The 23,454-nt window shown below is 66.4% G+C and carries 22 protein-coding genes and 1 pseudogene; 10 read left to right on the top strand and 13 right to left on the bottom strand.

Annotated elements, in window-relative coordinates; translation table 11 throughout:
- Positions 1–16 precede the first annotated feature (16 nt).
- Entirely contained in the window at positions 17–847 is an 831-nt protein-coding gene (locus ACZ9J7_RS04790; RefSeq protein ID WP_476207465.1) for an MBL fold metallo-hydrolase, read from the top strand.
- A gap of 57 nt (positions 848–904) precedes the next feature.
- Here the strand turns inward: ACZ9J7_RS04790 and ACZ9J7_RS04785 are convergent, their stop codons facing one another.
- Positions 905–2,500: an HNH endonuclease signature motif containing protein gene (locus ACZ9J7_RS04785; protein ID WP_476207463.1), complete on the bottom strand. Its 1,596-nt coding sequence runs from the start codon at positions 2,498–2,500 to the stop codon at positions 905–907.
- A gap of 136 nt (positions 2,501–2,636) precedes the next feature.
- On the opposite strand from ACZ9J7_RS04785, the gene ACZ9J7_RS04780 reads away from it, so the two are divergent.
- Positions 2,637–3,512 (top strand): hypothetical protein, encoded by an 876-nt coding sequence (locus ACZ9J7_RS04780; RefSeq protein WP_476207462.1) that lies wholly within the window; start codon positions 2,637–2,639, stop codon positions 3,510–3,512.
- Positions 3,513–3,603: 91 nt separating this feature from the next.
- Here the strand turns inward: ACZ9J7_RS04780 and ACZ9J7_RS04775 are convergent, their stop codons facing one another.
- Entirely contained in the window at positions 3,604–5,091 is a 1,488-nt protein-coding gene (locus ACZ9J7_RS04775) for a cation:dicarboxylate symporter family transporter (RefSeq protein WP_476207460.1), read from the bottom strand.
- Positions 5,092–5,286: 195 nt separating this feature from the next.
- Positions 5,287–6,543 (bottom strand): SLC13 family permease, encoded by a 1,257-nt coding sequence (locus ACZ9J7_RS04770; RefSeq protein ID WP_476207458.1) that lies wholly within the window; start codon positions 6,541–6,543, stop codon positions 5,287–5,289.
- Positions 6,544–6,806: 263 nt separating this feature from the next.
- On the opposite strand from ACZ9J7_RS04770, the gene ACZ9J7_RS04765 reads away from it, so the two are divergent.
- Both ACZ9J7_RS04765 and ACZ9J7_RS04760 read left to right on the top strand, forming a co-directional pair.
- Complete coding sequence (locus ACZ9J7_RS04765) at positions 6,807–7,070, top strand: hypothetical protein (RefSeq protein WP_476207457.1); 264 nt, start codon at positions 6,807–6,809, stop codon at positions 7,068–7,070.
- A 2-nt stretch (positions 7,071–7,072) separates the two neighbouring features.
- The gene (locus ACZ9J7_RS04760; protein ID WP_476207455.1) at positions 7,073–8,005 is read left to right on the top strand and encodes a threonine/serine dehydratase; all 933 of its coding nucleotides are present in this window, start codon (positions 7,073–7,075) and stop codon (positions 8,003–8,005) included.
- 43 nt (positions 8,006–8,048) lie between these two features.
- On the opposite strand, the gene ACZ9J7_RS04755 is transcribed toward ACZ9J7_RS04760, so the two are convergent.
- On the bottom strand, positions 8,049–8,402 hold the full coding sequence (locus tag ACZ9J7_RS04755; protein ID WP_476207454.1) for a hypothetical protein: 354 nt from the start codon (positions 8,400–8,402) through the stop codon (positions 8,049–8,051).
- A 157-nt stretch (positions 8,403–8,559) separates the two neighbouring features.
- Here ACZ9J7_RS04755 and ACZ9J7_RS04750 point away from each other — a divergent pair, with 157 nt between their 5' ends.
- The gene (locus ACZ9J7_RS04750) at positions 8,560–9,474 is read left to right on the top strand and encodes an SMP-30/gluconolactonase/LRE family protein (RefSeq protein WP_476207453.1); all 915 of its coding nucleotides are present in this window, start codon (positions 8,560–8,562) and stop codon (positions 9,472–9,474) included.
- 84 nt (positions 9,475–9,558) lie between these two features.
- On the opposite strand, the gene ACZ9J7_RS04745 is transcribed toward ACZ9J7_RS04750, so the two are convergent.
- The 3 genes from ACZ9J7_RS04745 to hisC form a co-directional block, all read right to left on the bottom strand.
- Positions 9,559–10,200, bottom strand: a complete 642-nt coding sequence (locus ACZ9J7_RS04745; RefSeq protein WP_476207451.1) for an NADPH-dependent F420 reductase — start codon at positions 10,198–10,200, stop codon at positions 9,559–9,561.
- Positions 10,201–10,284: 84 nt separating this feature from the next.
- The gene (locus ACZ9J7_RS04740) at positions 10,285–10,974 is read right to left on the bottom strand and encodes a YitT family protein (protein WP_476207449.1); all 690 of its coding nucleotides are present in this window, start codon (positions 10,972–10,974) and stop codon (positions 10,285–10,287) included.
- The gene (gene hisC, locus ACZ9J7_RS04735; protein ID WP_476207447.1) at positions 10,971–12,074 is read right to left on the bottom strand and encodes a histidinol-phosphate transaminase; all 1,104 of its coding nucleotides are present in this window, start codon (positions 12,072–12,074) and stop codon (positions 10,971–10,973) included. The genes ACZ9J7_RS04740 and hisC overlap by 4 nt, the downstream gene beginning before the upstream one ends.
- Positions 12,075–12,157: 83 nt before the next feature.
- Here hisC and ACZ9J7_RS04730 point away from each other — a divergent pair, with 83 nt between their 5' ends.
- Positions 12,158–12,637 (top strand): Lrp/AsnC family transcriptional regulator, encoded by a 480-nt coding sequence (locus ACZ9J7_RS04730; protein WP_476207446.1) that lies wholly within the window; start codon positions 12,158–12,160, stop codon positions 12,635–12,637.
- A gap of 77 nt (positions 12,638–12,714) precedes the next feature.
- On the opposite strand, the gene ACZ9J7_RS04725 is transcribed toward ACZ9J7_RS04730, so the two are convergent.
- Positions 12,715–13,677 carry an SRPBCC family protein gene (locus ACZ9J7_RS04725; protein ID WP_476207444.1) on the bottom strand — a complete coding sequence of 321 codons (963 nt, stop codon included), beginning with the start codon at positions 13,675–13,677 and terminating at the stop codon, positions 12,715–12,717.
- A 128-nt stretch (positions 13,678–13,805) separates the two neighbouring features.
- A complete protein-coding gene (locus ACZ9J7_RS04720; protein ID WP_476207442.1) occupies positions 13,806–16,448 on the bottom strand; it encodes an exo-rhamnogalacturonan lyase family protein in 2,643 nt (880 codons plus the stop codon).
- Between the two features lie 280 nt (positions 16,449–16,728).
- Here ACZ9J7_RS04720 and ACZ9J7_RS04715 point away from each other — a divergent pair, with 280 nt between their 5' ends.
- Positions 16,729–17,340, top strand: a complete 612-nt coding sequence (locus ACZ9J7_RS04715) for an NADPH-dependent FMN reductase (protein ID WP_476207440.1) — start codon at positions 16,729–16,731, stop codon at positions 17,338–17,340.
- Between the two features lie 102 nt (positions 17,341–17,442).
- Here the strand turns inward: ACZ9J7_RS04715 and ACZ9J7_RS04710 are convergent, their stop codons facing one another.
- Positions 17,443–17,919 (bottom strand): sensor histidine kinase, encoded by a 477-nt coding sequence (locus ACZ9J7_RS04710; protein ID WP_476207438.1) that lies wholly within the window; start codon positions 17,917–17,919, stop codon positions 17,443–17,445.
- 259 nt (positions 17,920–18,178) lie between these two features.
- Here ACZ9J7_RS04710 and ACZ9J7_RS04705 point away from each other — a divergent pair.
- The 3 genes and pseudogenes from ACZ9J7_RS04705 (at position 18,179) to ACZ9J7_RS04695 (ending at position 20,524) form a co-directional block, all read left to right on the top strand.
- A pseudogene (locus ACZ9J7_RS04705) lies at positions 18,179–18,911 on the top strand (FadR/GntR family transcriptional regulator).
- A gap of 118 nt (positions 18,912–19,029) precedes the next feature.
- Positions 19,030–19,797, top strand: a complete 768-nt coding sequence (locus ACZ9J7_RS04700) for a glucosamine-6-phosphate deaminase (protein WP_476207437.1) — start codon at positions 19,030–19,032, stop codon at positions 19,795–19,797.
- 202 nt (positions 19,798–19,999) lie between these two features.
- Positions 20,000–20,524, top strand: coding sequence for a YbhB/YbcL family Raf kinase inhibitor-like protein (locus ACZ9J7_RS04695; protein ID WP_476207436.1), 525 nt, complete (start codon positions 20,000–20,002; stop codon positions 20,522–20,524).
- Positions 20,525–20,557: 33 nt separating this feature from the next.
- Here the strand turns inward: ACZ9J7_RS04695 and ACZ9J7_RS04690 are convergent, their stop codons facing one another.
- From ACZ9J7_RS04690 to ACZ9J7_RS04680, 3 genes are read right to left on the bottom strand one after another with little or no spacing between them, the layout of a single operon-like run.
- Positions 20,558–21,766 (bottom strand): N-acetylglucosamine-6-phosphate deacetylase, encoded by a 1,209-nt coding sequence (locus ACZ9J7_RS04690; protein ID WP_476207434.1) that lies wholly within the window; start codon positions 21,764–21,766, stop codon positions 20,558–20,560.
- On the bottom strand, positions 21,763–22,446 hold the full coding sequence (locus ACZ9J7_RS04685; protein ID WP_476207432.1) for an N-acetylmannosamine-6-phosphate 2-epimerase: 684 nt from the start codon (positions 22,444–22,446) through the stop codon (positions 21,763–21,765). Before ACZ9J7_RS04685 ends, ACZ9J7_RS04690 begins: the two co-directional genes overlap by 4 nt.
- Before the next feature lie 54 nt (positions 22,447–22,500).
- Entirely contained in the window at positions 22,501–23,448 is a 948-nt protein-coding gene (locus ACZ9J7_RS04680; RefSeq protein WP_476207430.1) for an ROK family protein, read from the bottom strand.
- Positions 23,449–23,454: the final 6 nt, after the last annotated feature.

Raw genomic sequence — 23,454 nt, 5'->3', positions numbered from 1 at the left:
GCGGTGTGATGTCACGGTGACGCGGGTTTCGGAACCGCAGGAGATCGCATCCGGTGTGGTGCTGATGACCACTGGCGCAGGCCCGCTCGCATCAAACGTCTACCTGGTCCGGTCCGGCCCCTCGTGGGCGATGATCGACTGCGGGTGGGCCGCCAGTGCTGAACCGCTGCGCGCGGCAGTGGAGAAAATACTCGGTCCCGGCGAAGTTCCTGCAGCCATCTTCCTGACGCACCTGCATCCTGACCATTCCGGGGCTGCAGGGACACTTGCCCGGACATGGAAGATTCCGGCCTACGTCCACCATGCCGAACTGCCGATGGCAGCCGGCCGCTACGTTCCCGGATATTCAATGCCGCTGGACCGGTGGCTGGTTGCCCCGTTCGTATGGTCCCTGCCTGCCCGCGTCCGCCGGCGGATCGAGGCCACGGGTGACATTACGGACGTCGTGCATGGCCTTCCACGAAGCGGCGAGGTGCCCGGCCTGCCCGATTGGTCCGCCGTACCCACGCCGGGGCACACCCCTGGACACGTGGCCTATTGGCGTTCCAAGGACGGCGTCCTGATGACCGGTGATGCGGTGGCCACCGTGGATTTGAACTCGGCTCGCGGTCTCCTGCTCCGGGCATCACATGTTTCCGGGCCGCCCTGGTACACCACCTGGAGTCGCAAGGCGGCGATGGACTCCGTGGCACGGCTGGCAGAACTCGGGCCCCGGCTGCTGGCCCCCGGCCATGGGCAGCCCATCGCCATGGGGGTGGTACCCCGGCTCCGGGCCGTGGCCGCCAAGGAACGGGCGCAGCGGATCTCACGCCGACGGCGGATCGCAGGAGCGCCCGAAGCGGCCTAGCAACTGGCCTTAGGGCGCGGTTCACACTTGCGAAGACACGTTCACGCTTGCGGAGGTTCACACTTGCGAAGACAGGGCGAATGGCGTGGCCAGGAGTTCGGCCCAGAGTGGATCGTCAGCCGGCAGGTCGTTGAGGTCCACGTATCTGTCGTCGTCTGGTTCCCACTGCGGGAGGTTTTCGAGGCTGGCCTCCAGGCATGGGCAGAGGGAAGCGACGTCCCGTTGAAGCCACGGCGGCTGGATTCCCGGTGGCCAGTGGGTTGGTTCGGGGTCTTGGCGTTCGGGGTTGTAGTGGCGTCCGGTGGGTGAGGTCCAGCCGGGTGGTTGATTCTTGGTGGCTGGGTAGGGTGTCCATTGGCTGTGGTGTTTGAGTCGGTGGTGTTTGGGGCAGAGCTGTGCGAGGTTGTTGACGTTGGTGGTGCCGCCGTGTTCCCACGCTTGTAGGTGGTCTGTTTCGTTGTCGGGGGTTTTGTTGGTGCAGCCGGGGAAGGTGCATGTGGTGTCGCGCATGCGGATCCAGTGTTTGATGGCCCCGGTGAGCCGGTAGTTTTTGCGGCCGATCTCCAAGGGTGCCCCGTCCCTCGGGTCGACAAGGACCCGGTGGAACGAGTCCGCCCCGTCGGCGACAAGTTTGCGTGCCATCGATGCCGGGATCGGCCCGAAACCATCCAGCACGGCTGGTTCGTCGGTGAGGCCCAAGAGCGCGAACACCGGCACGGTGACCAGCACATCGGCCCGCGGAGCAGGAACCTTCCCGATCCCTGTGAAGCCCTGGGTGCCCGGGGCGGTGCCGGCGGAACCCTCACCCGCCGCCTGGCCGGCGAGGAGGAGGCTGGCGGCGATGTCGGGACGGAGCTGGGTGAGGGTGCGCTCTTCGTCGGGCCCCTGGAGTCCGCGGGCGGTGGCGGTGGTCCGGTTCCAGATCGCGCACGCGGTATCGCCGGGGAGGTAGAGCGAGACCCAGGCCATGCCGTCCCGGTCTGGCGTGTATTCCATCCGCCGGTCAGCCACCCCCTTTGCATGGCGTTTCTCGATCGATGCCGGATGATGGCGTTCCCGCCACGCCCGGACCTTCGCCCGGAACCGTGACGGAACGAGCTCCCCCGGCGCGGCACCCCGGGCGGGGTGGGGTGCAGCCGGGTCGAAGAAATGCGCCACCAAAAACGCCTCGCCCTCAGGGGTAAGGCCCTCGGTTTCGTCCGCGACAATCCGGGCGTGTTGCCACGACACTTCTCCGGCGGCCAGTGCCTCGGATACCAGCGGCAGGGAGCAGATCCGGCGTGAGTGCTCCACCATTGCCCCCGCTGCGGCGGAGCTGATGGTCAGGACACCGGCGATCTCCTCCACCACCGACATCTGCGCGTAAGTGCGGTCCTGCACCGAGGCGTCCGGCGGCGTCATCGCCTCCTGGAACCCGGCGGCGTCGGCAGCGTCCCGTGCTTTCACCGCGGCGAGCTGCGCCTCCAGCCGCGCCGCAACCTCCAACCGCTCCAGCCGGATCTCATACCGACGCTGCAACACATCCACACGGGCACCCCCGGCGGCCGATGCAGCATCGTCAAGGTTTCGGTCCTCAAGAGTGAGCGCGCCCAGGGCAGCAACAGAGGCGCGAACACCCTCCAAAACCACCCCAACACCACTGCTGATTCCCATACCGACATCATCCATCGACCCACCGACATTTAACGCGGGTTCCCAATTCCCTCCCGGTGCCGTTATTTCACACTTCCAAGGGGAACCTCTACAGTGAAAGTACTAAGCATGCTGTCTATATGGGAGGATGAACCTGATGCGGAAAGTATCTGCGCTTGGAGTTGTGGCTGCGGCGATGCTGGCGTTGGCCGGCTGCTCGGGAGGGGGCGGTGGAACTGCCAGTCCTTCCAGTTCGTCGACGGCGTCTGCTTCCGCCAGCCAGACTGCCGAGGCCAAAGTGTATTCGGAGGACGAGCTCCGCAACCTCATCTCGGGCATGAGGGACGACGACGGCAATGAGCTCAAGCTGTACTCCAAGGACCAGGTTGCCCAGGGCGGCAACATCGCCAACCTGCTGATGAGCACCGCAACCATCGATCCCAAGGACTGCAAGGACATCGCCACTGCCGGCCTGCTGGACAAAGTGGAGAACGGTGATGTCGCCGTCGCGCTTTCCGAAGGCGACCAGCCGCGCAGCCTCTCCGCCCAGTCCGGAAGCGGCGGTCCCGACGCAGTAAAGACCCTCAGCGACATCAGCGGCAAGATGGACCAGTGCGCCAAATTCTCGGTCTCAGCGCTCGGGCAGAAATATGACGTTTCCAGCAAGGAACTCAAGGCTGACACTGATGCGGACAAGACCTTCGCAACCATCAGTACCCGGAGCGGCGACAACCAGCAGAAGCTGATGCAGGTATCCGCCGCGAAGGGACGCCTGCTGGTGGTGGCCACCAAGAGTGGAACCGACCTGGGCGACACGGACCAGAAGGAACTCGAGGGCCTCATCAACGACGTGCTGAAGAAGGCCGAGGGTGGCAGCGCAACGTCAAGCCCGTCCTCTCCCAGCTCGTCCGGCTCAATGGGCACGTCCTCGCCCAGCAGCTCAGCTTCGTCCACTGCCTCGTCCACCTCTTCGGCGACGATGTCCGCGGGCGGCGGCGCCTCGTCGTTGGCCTCTCCCACGTCCTCGCGGTAGCGGCAACCAAGACCCCGCGAAAAGAAGGTGCAGGCCGGGACCCAAAGGTCCCGGCCTGCACCTGTTCGAATGCCTGTTTGCCTGGGGCTATCTACTTGGGCTTGCTGCCTGCCGTCATCCCGGCGCCGGAGGCCGCGGGAAGCTCGGTGACAACTTCCCGGGTGGGTGCACCCCGGAACCTGGGCGATGGGTCCTGGCCCTCAGCCAGGCGTTGCAGTTCCTGGCCCGCGAAATCCTCCTCCTTGCCGAGGAGGATGGCGGAGTCGTGGTTGGTGATCTCACCTTTGAAGGCGCGGAGCATGACGCTGCGGTCGAACTGGCCTTCCCATTTGGAGACGATGAACGTGGCAACGCAGTTGCCCAGCAGGTTCACCACCACGCGCATGGAGTCCATGAGCCGGTCGGCGCCGAGGAGGAGGGCGACGCCGGCAACCGGGAAGATGCCGAGTGCTGCGGCCGTTGCCGAGAGGGCGAGGAAGGAAGAGCCGGGAACCCCTGCCATGCCTTTTGACGTGAGGAGCAGGACGCCCAGCGCGGCAAGCTGCTGGCCAAGGTCGAGGTGGTGGCCGAAAGCCTGGGCCAGGAACAGCAGCGAAATGGACAGGTAGATCGCGGCGCCGTCGAGGTTGAAGGAATATCCGGTGGGGACCACCAGTCCGGTTGTGGCGCGGGAGCAGCCGGCGTTGGTCAGCTTGGTCATGATCCTGGGCATCACTGCTTCGGTGGATGCCGTGCCCAGGGCGAGCAGGAATTCCTCGCGGGTGTACTTCAGGAAGTGCCATAGCGGGACGCGGGCAAAGCCCCACGCCACGACGAACAGCAGGCCGATGAAGACCAGCGCGGCTCCGTAGCACGCCGCAATGAGGACCGCGTAGGTGCTCAGGGTATCGAGCCCGTACTGGCCGATGATGAAGGCCATGGCCCCGAAGGCGCCCAACGGGGCGACTTTCATGATCCATGCCATGATCTTGAAGATCAGTTCAAGGACTGTCTCCATCAGGTTGATGACGGGCATGCACCGGTCGCGGCCGATCACCACTATTGCGGCGCCGAAGAACACCGAAAAGAACAGCACCTGCAGGAGGCTGTTGCTGGCAAAAGCTCCAATAACGCTGGCCGGGATGATGTCGAGGATGAAGGAGGCGGCATCCTTTGGAGCGCCGGTTCCGGTTTTTGCGTCCAGGTCTGCCTGGGAAAGGGTGGCCGGATCGATGTGCAGGCCCGCTCCGGGCTGGACGATGTTTCCGACGATCAGTCCGAAGACCAGGGCGAACAGCGTTGCTGCCGTGAAGTAGAGCAGGGCCTTGACCCCAACCCTTCCAACTGCCTTGACGTCGCCCACGGCCGAAATTCCGGTAACGATCACCAGGAAGATCAGCGGCGCGATGATCATCTTGATGAGTTTGATGAAGCCATCTCCGAGCGGCCTCAGTTGGGATCCAAGGTCCGGCCAGAAATGCCCGATGAGGACACCTGCCACGACGGCGATCAGAATCTGGAAGAAGAGCGACTTATACAGCGGCTTCTTCTTCGCGGGCACCGAACTCGCCTTCAGTGCCTCAGGGTTTGGGATCTTCATTGACCTTTGCCTATCAATTGGGAACGACCCGTTTGCGGGGTTAAGCCCAAAGTAATCCTCATCACACTAATTCCGCAAGAGGAAATTAGATTTCCACATGGCGGAAGGCCTGTTTTCGCTTTGTGACTGACGGATCCTTGCGGGTCGTTCCGGAACCCCGCACCATGCGGACGGGGTGAGGGCTGGAACCGGGCCCTACATGATCCCGGTGGGGATCAGCAGCGCCCATGCCAGGGCGGGAGCCACCAACACCACGCCGCCTGCGTAGAACATGAGCTGGCGGTAAACCCGCTGCCGGTCGTCGTCCCGCGCGTTGGCCACCACCAGCGCACCATCGGTGGAGAAGGGGGAGACGTCGACGACGGTGGCTGCGATGGCCAGCGCGGCCACGGTTCCGGAGGCGCTGAGCGAACTCGTGGCCAGGAGGGGGCCGGCCAGCGGGATGAACGCGGTGAGTAAAGCGGTAGAGGACGCGAAGGCCGAGCCCACGCCGATCACGTAGCAAAGGACCAGCGCGACCAGCAGCGGGGCACCCAGGGCCAGGGCCTGCTCGGCCAGGGTGTCGATGACCCCCACATGCTCCAGCAGGGAGACATAGGTGATCATGCCTGCCACCAACAGGACGGTGGACCAGGAGATACCGCCGATGAACGTCTTGTGTTCCTGGATGTTGATGAACGCCAGCAGCAGTCCTGCGGAGAGGGCCACGAAGCCGATGGGCAAGTGGAAGCCAAGGGTGGCCACCAGCATCACGGCAATCAGGACCAGGGTCATGATCTGCTGGCCGTGGGGGCGTCCAACGGACGAGGTGTCGATGTCCACATGCTGCCCGGAGGCGCCGTCACGCAGTTTGCCGAACACGGCGAACAGGACGATGGTGAGCACCGAGAGGACCAGGTTCAGTGCGAAGCTGGCAGTGAAGAGGGCGCCCTGGGAGGTGGGAAAGCCGTTCTTCAGCGAGATGTCATGCACCACGACGCCGGCCACGGACAGCGGTGAAAAGCCGCCGGCGTGGGCCCCGTTGATAATGAACGCGCCCATCATGACGGGGTGGATGCGCGATTCGTAGGCAAATCCGATGGCCGCGGGAGCCAGCAGGGCGATGGCGGCGGGTGAGAAGGTGCCAAGGGAAGTCAAGGCGGCGGCAATCAGGAAGAACACCCACGGCAGCAGCATGGTCTTTCCGCGAACCATGCGGACGCAGCCCTTGACGATGATGCCGATGGTGCCGTTCCTCTGCGCCATGCTGAAGAAGTAGGTGACCCCGATGATGGTCAGGACAATGCTGGCGGGAAATTCGGCCAGGATCTCTTTGTCCGACAAGCCCAGCAGGAAATAGCCGACGCCAAACGAGGCCACCAGCCCCATCACCCCAATGTTCAATGGCCACCTGGTGGCCACGACGAACATCACCACGAGGATCACCAGGGGGATGATCTGGATATAAGTCATGTCAGGCTCCCGGGTCATGGCGGCTGCCCGGGTGGGCGCGCCCGGATAAGGGGCACGCACTCCCGGGATGGCCGCGCCGGCCGCCGTCCACAGCAGGATACGACGCCGGGAGGCAGCACGCCGGGCGCACCTTCAGCGAATCCCGCGGTGGCGCGCCCTTGAACCTCGCGCGGAACGGCCCGGGGAGGTGACCAGACCGTAGGCTGGAGGACGGGCGGATTTTCCCCGGCCCAACAGGAAGTTCCCAGGTGAAAGGCAGGACCATGACCGTTTCCAGCGACGATCCCCAGAACACCGCAAACCTCCGGGGCCCGGGCGACCCGGATGAAGCCAAGGGCGAAGCCACCAAGGCTCCCCAGTCCGGCCAGCACCCGGAACAACCGGGGGCATCCAACATCCGTGAGGAACAGCAGGCCCACGCGCCCGGAACCGTGCCGGCGTCGTACGTCGGCGGCGAAGAAACCGTCCGGGACCACAAACCGGAAGAGGCGCTGGAGGAACCGGGCACCTGGGACGACGAAGTCTGAGCATGGTCACCCGTGCCGATATAGACCAGGCGGAGCGGCGGACGGCCGGCCTTCTCCGCAGGACGCCCGTCATGGCGGCGGACCCGGGCGTGGCCGAGGGCCAGCTCTGGCTCAAGTGTGAGTTCATGCAGCACACGGGCACGTTCAAGGCCCGCGGCGCCTTCAACCGGATTCTGGCCAGCAAGGAGCGCGGGGAACTGGGGGCAGACGTGGGCATCGTGGTTGCCTCCGGCGGGAATGCCGGACTTGCCAATGCCTATGCAGCGAAGCAGCTCGGCGTACCGGCTACCGTCTTCGTTCCGGAAGCCGCGCCGGCCGTCAAGGTAGCCAAGCTGAAGGCGATCGGCGCCACCGTGGTCCAGGGCGGCGCGGAATACGCTGCCGCCTACCAGGCCGCCGTGGCCCATGCAGAGGAAACCGGCGCGGTCTACTGCCACGCCTACGACCAGCCCGAAATCGTTGCCGGTGCCGGAACCGTGGGCTCTGAACTGCTGAACCAGGTGCCGGATGTGGACACCATCCTGGTGGCAGTGGGAGGTGGCGGGCTGATGGCCGGGGTAGCCGCCGCCGTCGAAGGTTCCGCCAAAGTGGTGGCTGTGGAACCGGAGGCCGCGCCCACGCTGCACGCTGCCCTGGCTGCCGGGAAGCCGGTGGACGTCCCGGTATCGGGTGTCGCGGCTGACTCCCTGGGCGCCAGGCGGGCCGGCGGGATTGCCTTCTCAGTGGCGGTCCGCTGTGGCGTCGAAAGTGTCCTGGTCACGGACCCGGACATCGTCGCAGCCCGCTCCGCGTTGTGGAACGACTACCGCATTGTGGTGGAACACGGCGCCGCAGCCGCTTACGCTGCCTTGATCACGGGAGCCTACGTGCCGGCCCGCGATGAACGCGTGGCGGTTATCCTCTGCGGCGCAAACACGGACCCGGCAACGCTCTAGTCGGGCCCGGGCGTCCAACGGGGCGCCCGGGCCGGTCAGCAGGCTACTGGGCGCCGCCCTGGCCGCAGAACTTGCTGTAGGTGGTGCCGGCTTCCTGGTAGCCCGACTGGAGGTCCGCCAGCTTGTCCTTGTCCGGGTTCTCCTTGGCCTGTTCATCCGTGTACGCCAGGATCTGCGCCAGTGCGGGCTTGAGGTCGTCCGAGGCAACTGCGTGGATGGGGCGGATCTGGTTGGCGAGGTTGTTCATGCCCGTCTTGCCGGCGTTGTTGGCGGGGTTCGACACAACGGCCTGGATCCGCTCGCAGGTCTCAGCGGTGGTCAGTTGGTGTGTGGCGGTGCAGGCCGTAGCGGAAGCAATGAGGCCGGCGGCAAACAGGGCTGTGGCGAATTTCTTCATGGGTCCCTCGGTAGTGGTCAGAGGGTTCGATTGTAAGCAGATTGGGTAGCCCGGTGCCTTCGCATGCTCAATACACGCGCCTAAAATGGCAGTACCAATCGTGCGGAGCTTCCGCAGATGGGGCCCCGCGCGCATCATTCCAGACTAAGGAACCAGCATGCGCCAAACACTGCGCCGCCATGCGGCTGCGGGCCTTGTCGCCCTGTTTTCGCTGTTTCTCCCCACAGCCCTTCCGGCGTCAGCAGCGCCGCCCGCAGGGGAAATAGTGCTCGACGGCGCCACCTCCGCCGAAGGCATCGCCGCAGGGGAGGGCACGACTTTCTACGCCGGCGAGTTCACCACCGGCGACATCTTCCGCGGTGACCTCCGTAAGGGCACCGCCACCCGTTTCATCCACGCTCCCGAGGGGCGGGCCGCCGTGGGCCTGAAGGCTGATACCTGCCACGACCTGCTGTTTGTGGCCGGTGGCGGCACCGGCAAGGCATTCGTCTACAACACCCGGACCGGAAAGCCCGTGGCCGATTTTGACCTGGCAACGGGATTCATCAACGACGTCACGCTGACCGGCGAGGGCGCCTGGTTCACCAACTCTGCCGCGGCCGAACTCTACTTCCTGCCGGTGGGGGAGCATGGGGAGCTCGGCAAGGTGAAGACCCTGAAACTGAGCGGGCCGGCAGCGGACCTTCAACCCGGGTTCAACCTCAACGGCATTGCATCCACTGAGGATGGCCGCACCCTCATTGTGGCGCACACCAACAACGGGGCTTTGTATACGGTCAATCCGAAAAACGGCAGGAGCGCCGTCATCAAGGGAGCCGATGTTCCGTTCGTGGACGGCATCCTGGTGCAGGGCGATAACGTCTGGGCCGTCCAGAACCAACTGAACCAGATCAAGCGGCTGGATCTTTCCAGCGATCTGTCCTCCGCCGCCGGGAGGAACACGATCAAGGCCGGGGCGTTCGATATTCCTACGACTGTTGCCAAGTTCGACGACACCCTGGCCGCTGTGAACGCCCAGTTCAACCGGCCGCCCAGCCCGTTCGAAGTGGTGCTGGTTCCTGCGTGGAACTAGGCCGGAAGCAGCACAGGGACAAGGAACTGGCCGGCAGCCCGAACAGCCGGCCAGTTCCTTATCGATGAACGACGGAAGGGCGGGTCAGATGGTCCGCGGGGCCTTGGCCAGGTTGTCCTTCAGCTCGGCGGCGGTCTGCCGGGCCACGTAGGCCGGGCGGTCACGCTCCACGCGCCAGCTCTCGGAGAGCGGGCCCACATTGACGGTGTCGAATCCGAATTCGTCGTAGAGGCGCGTCACCAGTTCGGCCGCGTCGGGGTAGTCGCTCGCGGTGGCCAGGGCACGCCGGCCAGCGCTGCCGGCGGGTGATCCGTCAGTGGTGATGTCCTTGGCCATGATGTGGTTGAAGCCCTTGGCCACCTTCGACTGTGGGAGGTGCTCCTGCAGCATCCCGGACGTGGTGGCTTCGCCGTTGTCCAGGGCCGGGATCCTGCCGTCCCGCTCCCAGTAGTAGTTGTTCGTATCGATCACGATCTTCCCGGCCAGCGGTTCCACCGGGACGTCCTTATAGTTCTTCAGCGGCACCGTGACCACGGCGAAGTCGCCTGCCGCTGCCGCTTCAGCCGGCGTTGCCGCCTTGGCTTTGGGGCCGAGCTCCGCCACAAGGTCCTGGAGGGTCTCCGGCCCGCGGGAGTTGCTGATGACTACGTCGTAGCCCTGCTCCACGGCCTTCCGTGCAACCTGGCTTCCAATATGTCCTGCACCGATGATTCCGATTGTTGTCATAGTGGCGCCAACACCGGTCCCAGGGCAGATATTTCAGCCGGCTTCCGGGAATAAATGGGCTGGCCGGTGCCTGCTTTCCAGTGCCTAATTGCCCGTATAGCGCCCGGGCCGGTGGTTGAGGGCAAGGACGAGGTTCAGCAGGGTGGCGCCGGCAGCGGACAGCAGCACCATCAAGGGTGGAACGAGGGCAAGCGAAGCCAGGACGATGGCCACATCCAGGACCATCTGAACGTATCCTGCACGCCAGTTCAGCTTGTCCTGCAGGAGCAGTGCCAGGATGTTGAAGCCGCCCAGGCTTGACTGGTGCCGGAAGAGGATCAGGAGGCCGACGCCGGCCAGCAGGTTTCCGCCCAGCACCCCGTACACCGGGTCGAGGTGCAAGGACCCGAAGGCGGCGGGGTGCACGCTGGCCATCAGGGAGACCAGAGTGATCGCGGCGCCCGTCCGGAGCGCGAAGTTCCAGCCCTTCTTCCAGACGGCCAGCGCGAAGAACGGCAGGTTCACGGCGAAGAAGATCACACCAAACGGAAGTGCAACCGAGTAGCTGACCAACAGCGCCAGGCCCGCGGTTCCGCCCGTGACGGCCCCGCTCGACTTGAGCAGGAACAGCCCCAGTGACGCCGCGAAGGTGCCGGTAAGGAAGCCCAGGACGTCCTCAACCACCGAATGGCGGACGGCCGACGGCGGCGCGGAACCTCCCGCCGTCGGCTTTTCCGGGTGCGTGGCCGGGGCCGCGGTGGTTGCGTCAGCACGTGTTTCCGTGGACGTGCTCACTGGGCCGCAAACTTTCCGCGGTCCGCCAGGACGGCAAGCACACGGTCATTGGTTTGCTGGTCCGCCAATGTGATGCGGACGCCGTCGGCAGCGTAGCCGCGGGCCAGGATGTCTGCCTCGGCCAAGGCGTCGAGAAGTTGCCCGCGCAGCCCGTCCGACGCCCGCAGCCAGTAGAAGTTCGCCTGGCTGTCCGGGACGTCCCAGCCGTAGCCGCGAAGGGCCCCGACCATGCGGGTCCGTTCCTGGGCCACCGCCTCGGTCCGCTCAAGGACCTCGTCCTCCGCAGCGAGCGAGGCGACCACGGCGGCCTGTGCCATCCTGTTGACGCCAAACGGAACGGCCGTGCGCCGAAGGCCCTCGGCGATTTCCGGCCGGGCAATGGCGTAGCCGATCCGCAGCCCCGCCAGCCCGTATGCCTTGGAGAAGGTCCGCAGGATGCATAGGTTGGAGTAGCGGCGGTAGAAGTCCAGGGAGTCGATGCCGTGGCCGCGCTGGAACTCGATGTAGGCCTCGTCCAGGACCACCAGCACACGCGGGGGAACGGACTGGAGGAACGCCTCCAGTTCCTCCGGGCTGATGGACACTCCGGTGGGGTTGTTCGGCGAGCACAGGAGCACCAGCCGGGTCCGCTCAGTAATAGCGTCAGCCATGGCCGCGAGGTCGTGGTGCTCGTCCGCCAGCAGCGGGACGGGGACCGAAACCGCGCCGGCCACCGCCACCAGGATGGGGTAGGCCTCGAACGAACGCCAGGCAAAGACCACTTCGTCACCGTGCCCGCAGACGGCTGAGATGATCTGCTGCAGCACCCCCGAGCTTCCCGGTCCGGCCGCGACCTCATCAGCATTGACGCCGAAGTGCCCGGCGATGGCCTCCCGTGCCTCCACTGCCCCCATGCTCGGGTACCGGTGGATCCTGGCGGCCTCCGCGGCAATTGCGTCGACGACGGATGGCAGGGGAGTGAAATGGCTTTCGTTCGAGGCCAGGGCGGCGGTCAGGGCCGACTGGGCGCTCTTGCCTGCCACGTAGGCGGGCAGCTGGGCGATAGCGGCGCGGACCGCCGGCGCCGCGGCTTCGGGGAGGGTGCTGGTCATGGACAGCATGATCAGCGATTTCGGGACGTCTGCGCAACAGGGAAGAATCACACAGGACAGATCCAGGGTTTGAAGGTCAGTTGGATGGCAAAATGCTCAGTATGCACCTTATAGATGCCCTGGACGCAGAGATCCTCCTCACACTCGACGGGGACCCGCAGGCTACCGTACTGTCCCTCTCCCGGACGCTGGGCGTGGCCCGCAACACCGTCCACGCCAGGCTCCGCCGCCTTGCGAACGACGGCAGCCTGGCACCCTTCAGCCAGCGGGTACGGACCGAGGCCCTTGGCCTGCCGCTCATCGCCTTCATCTCGATTTCCATCAGCCAGTCCTCCAGCGACCTTGCCGTGGCGGCGCTGCAGACCATTCCCGAGATCATCGAAATGCATGCCACCACCGGCGACGCGGACCTGATGGCCAAAGTGGCCGCGCGGGACCCGGCCGACCTGCACCGCATCACCAACGCGATGCTCGCGATCGATGGCGTGGTGCGTACCAGCACCGCAATGTCCCTGGTGGAAGTGATGCCTACCCGCACCGTGCCGCTGCTCCAGGCGGCAGCCCACAAGTAGCAACCCCGCCGCAGACGCGGAAGCGCCGCCCGCCTTGGGAGGAAGGCGGGCGGCGCTTGCATTTGGGTGGGTGCGGGTCAGTGGCCGCCGAGGTTGCCACCCACCGGAGGCAGCCCGCCCTCGGCACCGCGGTCGTCCTCGCGCCGTTCGCCGGCGCTGAGGTTCTCGCCGGCAGCCGTCTCGTCGGACTCGCCGGTGGTGTCCACCAGTCCATTGGTCTGGTCAAAGGCGTGCCCGATCCTGTCATCACCCAGGTCGGCGACGGAACCGGAGGAGCCCGCAGCCGCCGTCGTTCCTGCTGCGGTGGTGCCGGAGATGCCCGCGTCCGCTGCCCCTGCGGTTGCACCCCTGGTGAGGGGCTCTGCGGGAACAACCGGTTCTGCCGGAACCACAGGAGTCGTCTCGGTGACCGCCACGTCGCGGGTCTCCGTCTTGTCCTTGTTGCCGCTGGCTGCCATCGCCGCTGCTGCGCCGGCAGCCGCTGCAATGCCGACGCCGGCGGCAACCTTGCCGGAAACGCCGGCTTTGCCGGAATCGCCGCGGGTAGCGCCTGCGTGTTCAACACCGGGCGTGCCTACAGCGGTGCCGGCGTTGACGGAACCGCGCCACGCACCGCTGGCATAACCCTCGTCTTCGATGAATGCCTTGAACTTCTGCAGGTCGGATTCGGCCTGCCGGTCAACGACATTCAGTTTGTCGCCCACCTTCTCGACGATGCCTTCGGGCTCGTATTCGAGGGTCAGCCTTAGGGAGGTCTGGCCGCCTCCGACATCCTCGAAGTCCACGGCGCCGGCGTTCGTTGCGCCTTCGGTGGCCGCCCAGGCCACACGCCGGTCCGGGACCTGCTCCAGGATCCTGGCTTCCCATTGCCTGCGGACGCCGCCGATCTCGGCCACCCACTCCAGCCGGTCGTCACTGAGCTGCGTAACGCTCTTGACGCCGCCCATGAAGTGCGGGAACTCCTCGAACTGGGTCCACTGGTTGTATGCGGTGCTCACCGGTACGTTCACCAGAATGCGTTTTTCCACCTTCGTGCTCATAACGTCTCCTTCGCTTTCTTACCGGGGGCTGACGACCAGGAAAAATCATCAGCATGCTTACCAACATACCTTTTGGTCGCATCGGATTCCAGAGCTGGATGAGTTGGGCTGCAGCCGGCGGGCTGTCGTCAGTGCAGGTGTGTGCCCACCAGCGCCAGGTTCTGGATGACGGCAAGCCCGAACTGCGCAGTGTCATTGGTGGACACGGTGGGCGCTTCATCAACCGGCAGCAGGACGAAGGGGGGCTCGATTTTTCGCAGCGAGAACGCCGCCCCGTGGTTCAGGTGCTCGCCGCCCTCGGCAAAGCGTTCCCACGCCCGGGCTGCCAGGCCGGCATCCTGCAACCGTGCAGCAGCGTAGGCTGTAAGGCGGCTGTGCGCCTGGGTGAGGTAGACGCCTTCCAGTGCTTGGCCCACGGCTTCCACCTGTTCCTCCTTGCCGGCAAGGAACAGCCGGCAGTACTGCAGCCAGGCGCGTTCAAACTCCGGATCATCCACCAGGTCGACCAGTTCACTGCAGATCTCCACCAGCCCGAACACCGCGCTGAGGTGGGACACCGAGATCTGCTCCCGGCCTGTGTCGAACCTGCCCTTGTCCAGGTCGTACAGCGCTTCTCCGGTGAGGAACCCGTACTTGAGCGCACCGATGTCCGCCATGGTGCCCAGCAGTCGGTCGCGGGAGCGCGGGTTGCCGGTGCGCTCCCAGTCCGTGAGCCACGTTGCCGCGAGCGAGCCCCAGTCTGTCCCGAGCCCCACACCCAGGGCGCCGCGGTTCGGCCGGTAGGTGGCGGCATCGGGACGGACCTTCCGGACCGGATCCAGGCCCAGGAAGTTCTGGTCGCTGTCCACCAGTTCGGACAGCAGGTCGCCGGTGCGCTCGTCCGCCGTCAGGTAATAGTAAAAGCGGCGGTAGGCCGGCGTGCTGATGCGCAGTTGCTTGGCGCTGCAGCCCCAGTGCTGCACGTTGTGCCGGGAACCGAGGCCTTTCCACGGGCCCAGGTGGTAGACGTCCACCTCGCCGGTGTGCCGGGTCATGGCCTCCGCGAACCGGAAGATGTCCGCCCGGCCGGAGCGCAGGTAGGAGTACCACAGCCAGAGGTCCGGGGAGAGCTCCGAGTTGTCCCACGCGTAGCCGCCCACGTCGTACCGCCAGACGTGCCGGTCGAAGTCGTAGGTGTGCATGACGTCGCCGTAGTTCCAGAACCCGTACCAGCGCCGCTGTTCCACCTGCCCGGCGTAGAAATCGAACAGGAAGTCCAGCCGGTCCTCGAGGTGCGCGCGGGCCGGGGTGCTCCGGTCCACCGGGGCCCAGTCGCCGAAGATCCTGACGGAGTGCAGGTATTCCGGGGTGGCCTGCAGCAGGGCGGGGGTGGAGGCGGCCGCCGCGTCCTGGGCCAGGCCGTCGGTTGACGGCGTGGACTCATACGCGAACAGCGTCAACTCATGGGTGCGGGCAATGCCGGTGGGGTTTCCGAAACCCGGCTCGTAGTCCTCGTAGGTGATTTCGAGGCCCTCGAGTTGCTCCTCGAACGTCTCCTGGCCCATGCCGTCGTGGTAGAACCGCAGGTCCATGGGCTGGGCTTCGGGAGAGAACAGCCATGCCGTCAGGGAGGGTTCGCGGCCGGCCGCTCCCCGGATGTCCAGCTGGCCAGGGTGGGACTGCCAGAAGTCCTTGATCCCCACTCCCAGGCCGCCGCGGGTATCGCTTAGCGAGCAGAATCCGGCGGCGCGGGTACCGCCGGAAATACCCACCCAGCCATGGCCGGCGGCGGTGCGCTTGCGGAGCTCAAAGCCATCGGCGCTGAGCTGGCTGAGCGTGTAGTCACCCCAGGCCGGGATCAGGTGCAGGCGGCTTGAAACCTCGGGATTCCACGTCTCCGCCGGGGGAGTGGCGCGTCCCGCGACCTGGGCGCCGCGCACGTCAGCGCCCGGGTCCCGGCGGAGCCCGGTCAGGCCGCGGACCGCCTCGGTGAGGAAACCGCCGTCCGCCCCCGCGATGCGGATGTGCCTGTTGTGCAGCTCGGCCTCCAGCGGCACCGTGAACCGCACGCCGAGTCCGGCCAGGAAGTCCCGCTCTGCGTCGCCGTCCCAGATAAAGGAGTGCACCATGCGCACGCTGCGGGCGTTGGCGTGGAAGTAGAAGCGCACCACGAAGGGCAGCCAGCTGCGACCTTGGCCTCCGGCGCCGTCCTGGCGGTGCCGCCCCTCAAGCCGCACCACGGCGCGGACAGGTCCGCTTTGTTCAAGGACGACGGCGGTGACCTCGCCGGTGAAGGCATCGCGGCTGGCGGTCCCGGCGCCTTCGGCCACGCCGTCCTGCCGGAGGCTGACCAGCCGGGCGTCCCGGGCAACAGGTTCACCATTGCGGGAGAGGCTGCGGAACAGTGACGAGCCGGCGCGGTCAATCACCATCTGCAGTGCGCCCGTGTCCACGGTGAGGGCGTCGGCACTTTCGGTGACGGTAACTGGGCGGCTGTCCGACGGCGGCCGGCTGGCTGCGGTGCCTGTACCGGCGTCGGACATCACATGGTAGGTGGCCGACGGCGAGGCCGTCGCAGGGAGTGCGACGCCGGCCCACTTCAGGGACCCGTCAGGCCAGGTGGCCAGTGGCCACACCTGGCTGGCCAGGCGTGCGCCCGAGGCATCCGTCACTGCCAGCGCCTCTGTTCCTTTGACCGAGCCGCGGGGGAACGGCATGCCCCACGTGGTTCCGCCGCTGATTTCCCTGGGGGCCTGTCCGTCGATCCACCTGATAAGGGCGTTGTCCGTCATGTCATCCAATTCCGCTGGTCATGTCAGTGCGCAGAAGCCCCGGTATGAGCCGGGAAAGCGCTTTCTTGAATGGTTTCAAACCTACTGCCGCGGGATGGGGAGGTGCAAGAGGGGGGGCCGGAAAATTGCCGGGAGGTGTGGTCAGGCCGGGGCGCCCCGCATGTGCTGGACTGAATGAAGCAGTGAGCACCAACCGCCGCTCCCGTCCCGTGCGGGGCCGGCACCATTTCCAGCCACACTCAGCCAGCCGGGACGGACCGGCTGTTGGAAAGGATCACTGATGGCAACGTACAAGATCGGATATTTCGTAGGCAGCCTGGCGAGCGGTTCCATCAACCGGGTCCTGGCCAAAGCCTTGATCAAGCTCGCGCCCGGCGAGTTGGAATTCTCCGAGATCCCCATCAAAGACCTCCCGCTGTACAGCTATGACTACGACGCCGACTTTCCGCCCGAGGGCCGCGCCCTCAAGGAAGCCGTCGAGGCTGCCGACGGAATCCTCTTCGTCTCGCCCGAGTACAACCGCTCCATTCCCGGCGCCCTGAAGAACGCCATCGACTGGGGTTCCCGCCCCTGGGGCACCAACTCCTTTGCGCGCAAGCCCACGGGCATCATCGGCGCTTCGCCGGGCAGCATCGGCACGGCCGTGATGCAGTCCTCCATGCGCAGCGTCCTGAGCTTCCTCGACGCCCCGCAGCTGAATTCCCCGGAGGCCTACATCAGCTACAAGCCTGATGTTTTTGGCGCTGACGGCGAGGTCAAGGATGAAGCGACCGCGAAGTTCCTGGGCCACTTCATGGACGAATATGCGGCATTCGTGGCAAGGGTCCTCGCTGCCAACGCGCCGGGCCACATCGGCGACCTGGAGCCGGATGCGGAAAAACTCTCCCGCTAAGTCCCCGGCCCTGCACGTACGGAGGCCCGCCGTCCCAACAACGGCGGGCCTCCGGGTCTATGGGCAGGCCGTCCTTCGCGCCTGCGGGTTGGAACCTCCGGGTCAGTCCAGCGGCAACGTCACCGTCACGCTGGTTCCCATCCCGGGTGAGGCGCTGATGTCCACTGCGCCGCCGGCCTCCTGCACGGCCACGGCCATCAGCCGCAGGCCATAGCCGTGGTGCCGGCCGCATGTGGCGAGGCTGCTGTCAAAGCCCGTGCCGTCGTCGGACACCACCAGCCTGATGCCATGGTCAACGGCCGCCAGTTGAATGGTCAACGAGTGCGCCGCGGAGTATTTGAAGGCGTTGCTGAGGACTTCGCGGGCGGACTGGTACAGGAGGGAGGCGGAGCCTGCCGGGATCTCGATGCCCCAATGCGGAGTATCCCAGTGGACCACGGTTCCGCGCTGCCGCAGGGGTGCCGTCAGCCGGTCAATGCAACCGGCGAGCCCCAGCGTGTGGAAGTCGATGGGCTGCTGGTCGGTCAGTACACCTCCCACGGTTGTGACGTCGGTGTCCAGTGCTGCTCTGATTCCCATGACTTCCTGCTCCCCACAAGCTGGTTGGTCTCTTGGCTCCAGCGTGGACCTGCAACGTCTAGGGATGGCAAGGTTTGCCTCAAGATCGCATCAATTCTGCGCGGTGGGGAGGACGCTGTCCGAATGCCCGTCGGGCGGGCAGGGGCCAACGGCCCACCCCCGGAAGATTCGTTACGGAATACCGGATGAAGGACGTCCCATCTCCTGTACACTGAACCCAGACGAGAGGCCGCCGCCAGGCGCGGTCGAAGGAGATGACGTGACAGTAGCATCAGCAGCGGTGCCCCCCGCAAGATTCAGCGCGCAAATCCGCTCCCATGCCCTCCAGAACAGAATCATGGAGCTTATCCTTGAGCGCGGGCTGGACGTCGGGGACGCCCCTCCCTACAGAGAGCGAGCTGTCCAGCGAGCTCGGTGTGGGGCGAAACACCGTCCGGGAGTCCCTCAAGGTCCTTCAGGCCCTGGGCGTCATCGAAATCCGCCATGGCTTTGGCATGTTTGTTGCCCCGAACAATTTCAGCGCCCTGGTGTCGGGACTGACATTCCGCGGCCGGTTGTCACTTCGGCACAAGGGCGAAGAAGCTATGGAGCTGATCGATGTACGCCAGGCGCTCGAGTCCGGCCTGATCGGCTCCGCCATCGATCTGCTCACGGAAGAGCACCTGTCCGATCTCCGGGAAACCATGGAAGCGATGCAGGAGGCTGCACAGAGGGGTGAGCCCCTGGCTGAGCATGACGCGGAATTCCACCGCAAGCTCTACGCGCCGCTGAACAATGAACTCCTTATCAACCTCATGGACGTGTTCTGGCAGGTATACCGGCAGATCCATGAAGCCCTGGGCCATGGACCAGTCAACCTGGAAGAGCAGGCCCGGATGCATTGGGACATCTACGAATCGGTTGCCAGCCGGGACAAAGCCCTCGCTGCCGAGCGGCTCCAGCGCCACTTTGACGGTATCCGCCAAAAGCTCAAGGACGTGGCATCCGCCTAGCGGCCACGAGAGCCGGCCTTTAGGCCACCACCAGTACATCCCGGAAGGGCGGTCCCGGACCGGCCTGGCCGCTGCATGCCCTGTGGCAGCCCAAAAACCCCCAGAAAGAGGCCCAGCCTTGGAAATCTTCGTCGTCCCTGATGCCGCCGTCAGTGGCGCTGTAGCCGCCGGAATCATTGCCGCCGTCGTCCGCAGCAAGCCGGATGCCGTCCTCGGAGTTGCCACGGGAGGTTCCCCGCTGCCTGTCTACGCAGCCCTCGCCGGCCACCGGCTCGATCTGTCGCGCGTGAAGGCGTTTGCCCTTGACGAATACGTGGGGTTGCCGTCCGGGCATCCCGAAAGCTACGGCGAGGTTGTCCGGCGTGAGGTCACCGAACGCCTGGGCCTGGACCCGGAGCACGTTCGGGTGCCTGCCGGCGGTGCAGAGGACCCTGAGCAGGCAGCGGTCGAGTACGACGCTGCCATCCAGGCTGCCGGCGGCATCGACCTGCAGCTGCTGGGTATCGGCCACAACGGACACATTGCCTTCAACGAACCGGGGTCAGCGCTCGACTCCCGTACCCGTGTCGAGACGTTGGCACCGCGCACCCGCGAGGCCAACGCCCGCTACTTCGCTTCCCCGTCGGACGTCCCTGAGCGGTGCATCACCCAGGGTCTGGGGACCATCATGGAAGCCAGGCATCTTCTCCTGGTGGTCCACGGACAGGACAAGGCAGAAATCCTGGCCGGAGCCCTGAGCGGTCCTGTCACCGCTGAATGCCCGGCGTCAGTCCTGCAGCGCCATCCACACGTCACCGTGGTGGCAGACGAAGCAGCAGCCTCGCGGCTCACGCGCCAGGAGGGCGGTATCACGGTTCGGGTGGCCGGCTCCGCCATGAGCGTCTGACGTCCGGTTTGGGCTGCCGCCCTGGGAACCACGTGCAGCAGCACCGTGCCGCGGCCGCCATGGGTGTTGGGGTGAACCGTTCTCCGCTTGGATACCTCGGGCTTATCCACCGAAACCGGCGTTAGAGTGTGCACCAGGAAACCTTTTTCCACCGTGTTTGCCGGCAATTCGAATCCCGTTGTTTAGGAAAGGTACCAAAGAGATGTCATACGACCCGTACGCCGCCCTTCCCCAGCTTCCCGAGTTCTCCTTGAGCAGCACAGACATCCAGGACGGGCAGCCGTTTCCTGTTGCCCAGGCGAGCGGGAAGATGGGAATCGACGGCGGAGAAGACAGGTCTCCACAACTGACCTGGGAGGGTTTCCCGCCGGAGACAAAGAGTTTTGCTGTGACGGTTCTGGACCCGGACGCTCCCACTGGCAGTGGGTTTTGGCATTGGGCAGCCTTCAACCTGCCTGCGTCCACCACTTCGCTTCCGTCGGGCGCCGCCGAGGACGGTCTGCCCAAGCCGGCGGTGCAACTGACGAACGATGCCGGTTTCCGGGGTTTCGTCGGCGCGGCTCCGCCTGAAGGGCACGGCCCCCACCACTACCACGTCGTGGTCCACGCAGTGGATGTGGAGGAACTCGACATCCCGGCCGATGCAAGCCCTGCCTACCTCGGCTTCCAGCTTTTCAGCCATGCAATCGGACGGGCCAGGCTCACCGCCACATTCGAGATCAAATAGAACGAACGCCGCCGCAATTTCCTGGAAGCCTGACTACGGCGCCAGGACTTTTCCGTGACGGACAACCAGTGCGGGATTGAGGCCGGCATCGAGGACTACGACGTCGGCGCGCAGCCCGGTGCGGAGGCTGCCCACTTCATTTGACAGTCCGAGGATCTGGGCGGGCACGGCGGTGGCGGACAAGACAGCCGCTGCAGCGTCCACGCCCGCGGCAATGGTCCGGCGCACTACGTCCAGCAAAGTTGCGGTCCCGCCGGCCAGGGAGCCGTTGCTGCGAAGGCGCGCCTCGCCGCCAATGACCCGGACGGCGGCGGGTCCGAGGTCGTAGTCGCCGTCCGGCAGCCCGGTGGCGGCCATGGAATCGGTCACCAGGACCACGTTCCCTGCGCCCACCAGTGCGAACACCATGCGGACAGTCTCCGGGTCCAGGTGCACCGAATCCGCCACCAACTCCACCGCCACTGTGCCGGCTGCGGCAAGGCGGAGGCACGCCGCAGCCGGGCCGGGGCTCCGGTGGTGCAGCGGAGGCATGCCGTTGAACAGATGCGTGACCGTGGGCCGTGCGCCAGCGCTGCCGCCGGCAGCCATCAGCCCTGCTGCGAGGGCCAGCGAGTCCGCCGTCGTTCCCGCATCCGCGTCCGTGTGCCCCAGCGACGGAACAACGCCGTGCGCCACCAGGGCCTGCACAAGGTCGGCTGCCCCAGCCAGTTCCGGGGCATACGTCATGGTGCGCAGGTGCCCGCCGGCCGCCGCGACCAGTTCGTCGAGCAACCTGAGGCTGGGCTCAAGCAGGAAGCGGGGGTCCTGGGCACCGCAACGGGCGTGAGACAGGAAAGGGCCTTCGGCGTGAATCCCGGCGATGATGCCCTCCCCGGCCAGGGTGCGCAGCGTTGCCGCGCCCTGCAGCAGGTCCTCCCGGGAAGCCGTGACCAGGCTTGCCAGCAGCGTGGTGGTGCCGCTGCGGTGCAGGAATTCGACGGCGGCACGGGCGGCTGCGGCATCACCGCCCGGGAAGTCCCCGCCGGCCGCGCCGTGGCAGTGCAGGTCGACCAAGCCGGGCAGGAGCAGGCTCCCCGGCGGCAGTTCACGCTCGCGCAACGAAGGCAGCGCCGCGGTGTCCATGCCGGCCCGCGGCCCCGCGTACGCGATCCGTCCGCCAACCACCGCGACGGCGCCGTCCCGCACCGTGGTGCCGTCCGTCAGGAGGGTGCCCGTGAGCAGCAGCGCGTCAGGATCCGTCATGCCAGCGCGTCCACAAACCAGCCGGTAAGGGTGGCCGGGTGCGTGATGGCGGTGCCCACCACCACGGCGAAGGCACCGGCGTCGAGGGCCTGGCGGGCCTGGGCAGGGGTGTGGATCCGGCCCTCGGCAATCAGGGGAACACCAAACCCGGCTGCCGCAATCTCTGACAGCAGGTCCAAGTCCGGGCCGGAGGTTTTGGGGCGCTCGCCGCTGTAGCCGGCGAGGGTAGTGCCCACCAGGTCCGCGCCGGCCTCCACCGCCGCAGCAGCATCCTGGAGCGAGCCGCAGTCGGCCATCACCAGGGCATGCGATTGGGCGTGGATTCCCGCCACGGTTTGCGCCAGGGAAAGTCCGTCCGGGCGTTCGCGCCGCGTCCCGTCTATCGCCACTACATGGGCCCCGGCGTTGGCCACTGCCAGGGCGTGCCGGAGCGTTGGGGTGATGAAGACGCCGTCGTGCCCGTCCTTCCAGAGCCCGATGACCGGCACTTCCACCCCCGCCCGGGTGTGCTGGACATCGGCCAGGCCTTGCACCCGGACAGCCGCCGCGCCGCCAACCACGGCCGAGGCCGCCACCTGCGCTGTGGTCCGGGGATCGCGCATCGGCTCACCCGGATATGCCTGGCAGGACACAATGAGCCGACCGCGGAGGGATTCGAGGGCTTCGGGGGACAGGAGCATAGCGGGTTCCTCTGGAGGTTTGGCGCCGGTTGGGCGAGTACGTGTGAGGACGTTTCAGGCAGGCGGAAGGAGGCTAAGCCGTGCCGCGCCCACCAGTGCGGCTGCGTTGCCGAGTGTAGCCGGAAGGACGGGGAGCCCTGCAAGGGCGGGCAGGAGTTCGGCGCGGAGGGCCCGTTCCATCGGCCGCCACCACGGGGCACCGGCGTCGGAAAGTCCGCCCGTGACCACGACCACCTCGGGGTCCAGGATGTTGGCCAGGCCGCCCATGGCCTGCCCGGCAGCCCCGGCGCCGATGCCTACGGCCCGGATGGCGGCGGCATCGCTTCGGCCGGCCAGGGCGAAGACGGCCCGGGCGTCCGTGACGGGTTGCGTGCCGCCCAGCCGAAGGTACGTTTCGCGGATGGCGGGCCCCGAGGCAACGGCCTCGACGTGCCCGGCTCCGCCGCAGACGCAGGGGATGGCGGTGCCCTCGTGGAACGCGTAGGGCGAGGCGAAATGACCCACGTGTCCTCCCGCATGGCGATGCCCCAACACCGGGCGTCCGCCGAGCACGAAACTGCCGCCCACGCCCGTGCCGAAGGCCACCAGGAGTGAGCTTGCGGCACCGGCTGCGGCGCCGGCCCACGCCTCGCCAAGTGCGTGGGCGTGGACGTCGTTCACCGCCAGGACGGACGACGCCGGCAGGCCCAGCCGCGTGGCGAGGCCCGCCGTGAGTGCCGTCCCGGCCCAGCCGCGGATGGCGTCGGTGGCGGACACCACCACACCGTGCCCGGCATCAATGACCCCGGCGGAACCGACGCCCACGCGCTCAACGGCGATCCCGTCGTCGGCCGCCTTCTTGATCAGTCCGGCGACAAGTTTGGCCGTGGCGTCGAGAATGGCCTCGCCGCCGTCGCGGTTCAGTGTGGGAACAGTGTCCGAAAAGAGCACCTCGCCGTTGGCCGAAACCACGCCGGCAGCGGTCTTGGTACCCCCAAGGTCAACACCAACGGCATATTTCATCGGGAC

The organism is Pseudarthrobacter sp. TE9888 (assembly GCF_056279345.1).
Note: the sequence above shows the minus strand (reverse complement) of the source record. Positions and strands in the feature narration are given on the sequence as shown.

Excerpts from the sequence above, each read along its gene's own strand:
- ACZ9J7_RS04785 (WP_476207463.1), bottom strand. The coding sequence starts at position 2,500 with ATGGGAATCAGCAGTGGTGTTGGGGTGGTTTTGGAGGGTGTTCGCGCC.
- ACZ9J7_RS04780 (WP_476207462.1), top strand. The coding sequence starts at position 2,637 with ATGCGGAAAGTATCTGCGCTTGGAGTTGTGGCTGCGGCGATGCTGGCG.
- ACZ9J7_RS04775 (WP_476207460.1), bottom strand. The coding sequence starts at position 5,091 with ATGAAGATCCCAAACCCTGAGGCACTGAAGGCGAGTTCGGTGCCCGCG.
- ACZ9J7_RS04770 (WP_476207458.1), bottom strand. The coding sequence starts at position 6,543 with ATGACTTATATCCAGATCATCCCCCTGGTGATCCTCGTGGTGATGTTC.
- ACZ9J7_RS04765 (WP_476207457.1), top strand. The coding sequence starts at position 6,807 with ATGACCGTTTCCAGCGACGATCCCCAGAACACCGCAAACCTCCGGGGC.
- ACZ9J7_RS04760 (WP_476207455.1), top strand. The coding sequence starts at position 7,073 with ATGGTCACCCGTGCCGATATAGACCAGGCGGAGCGGCGGACGGCCGGC.
- ACZ9J7_RS04755 (WP_476207454.1), bottom strand. The coding sequence starts at position 8,402 with ATGAAGAAATTCGCCACAGCCCTGTTTGCCGCCGGCCTCATTGCTTCC.
- ACZ9J7_RS04750 (WP_476207453.1), top strand. The coding sequence starts at position 8,560 with ATGCGCCAAACACTGCGCCGCCATGCGGCTGCGGGCCTTGTCGCCCTG.
- ACZ9J7_RS04745 (WP_476207451.1), bottom strand. The coding sequence starts at position 10,200 with ATGACAACAATCGGAATCATCGGTGCAGGACATATTGGAAGCCAGGTT.
- hisC (WP_476207447.1), bottom strand. The coding sequence starts at position 12,074 with ATGCTGTCCATGACCAGCACCCTCCCCGAAGCCGCGGCGCCGGCGGTC.
- ACZ9J7_RS04730 (WP_476207446.1), top strand. The coding sequence starts at position 12,158 with ATGCTCAGTATGCACCTTATAGATGCCCTGGACGCAGAGATCCTCCTC.
- ACZ9J7_RS04725 (WP_476207444.1), bottom strand. The coding sequence starts at position 13,677 with ATGAGCACGAAGGTGGAAAAACGCATTCTGGTGAACGTACCGGTGAGC.
- ACZ9J7_RS04720 (WP_476207442.1), bottom strand. The coding sequence starts at position 16,448 with ATGACGGACAACGCCCTTATCAGGTGGATCGACGGACAGGCCCCCAGG.
- ACZ9J7_RS04715 (WP_476207440.1), top strand. The coding sequence starts at position 16,729 with ATGGCAACGTACAAGATCGGATATTTCGTAGGCAGCCTGGCGAGCGGT.
- ACZ9J7_RS04710 (WP_476207438.1), bottom strand. The coding sequence starts at position 17,919 with ATGGGAATCAGAGCAGCACTGGACACCGACGTCACAACCGTGGGAGGT.
- ACZ9J7_RS04695 (WP_476207436.1), top strand. The coding sequence starts at position 20,000 with ATGTCATACGACCCGTACGCCGCCCTTCCCCAGCTTCCCGAGTTCTCC.
- ACZ9J7_RS04690 (WP_476207434.1), bottom strand. The coding sequence starts at position 21,766 with ATGACGGATCCTGACGCGCTGCTGCTCACGGGCACCCTCCTGACGGAC.
- ACZ9J7_RS04685 (WP_476207432.1), bottom strand. The coding sequence starts at position 22,446 with ATGCTCCTGTCCCCCGAAGCCCTCGAATCCCTCCGCGGTCGGCTCATT.
- ACZ9J7_RS04680 (WP_476207430.1), bottom strand. The coding sequence starts at position 23,448 with ATGAAATATGCCGTTGGTGTTGACCTTGGGGGTACCAAGACCGCTGCC.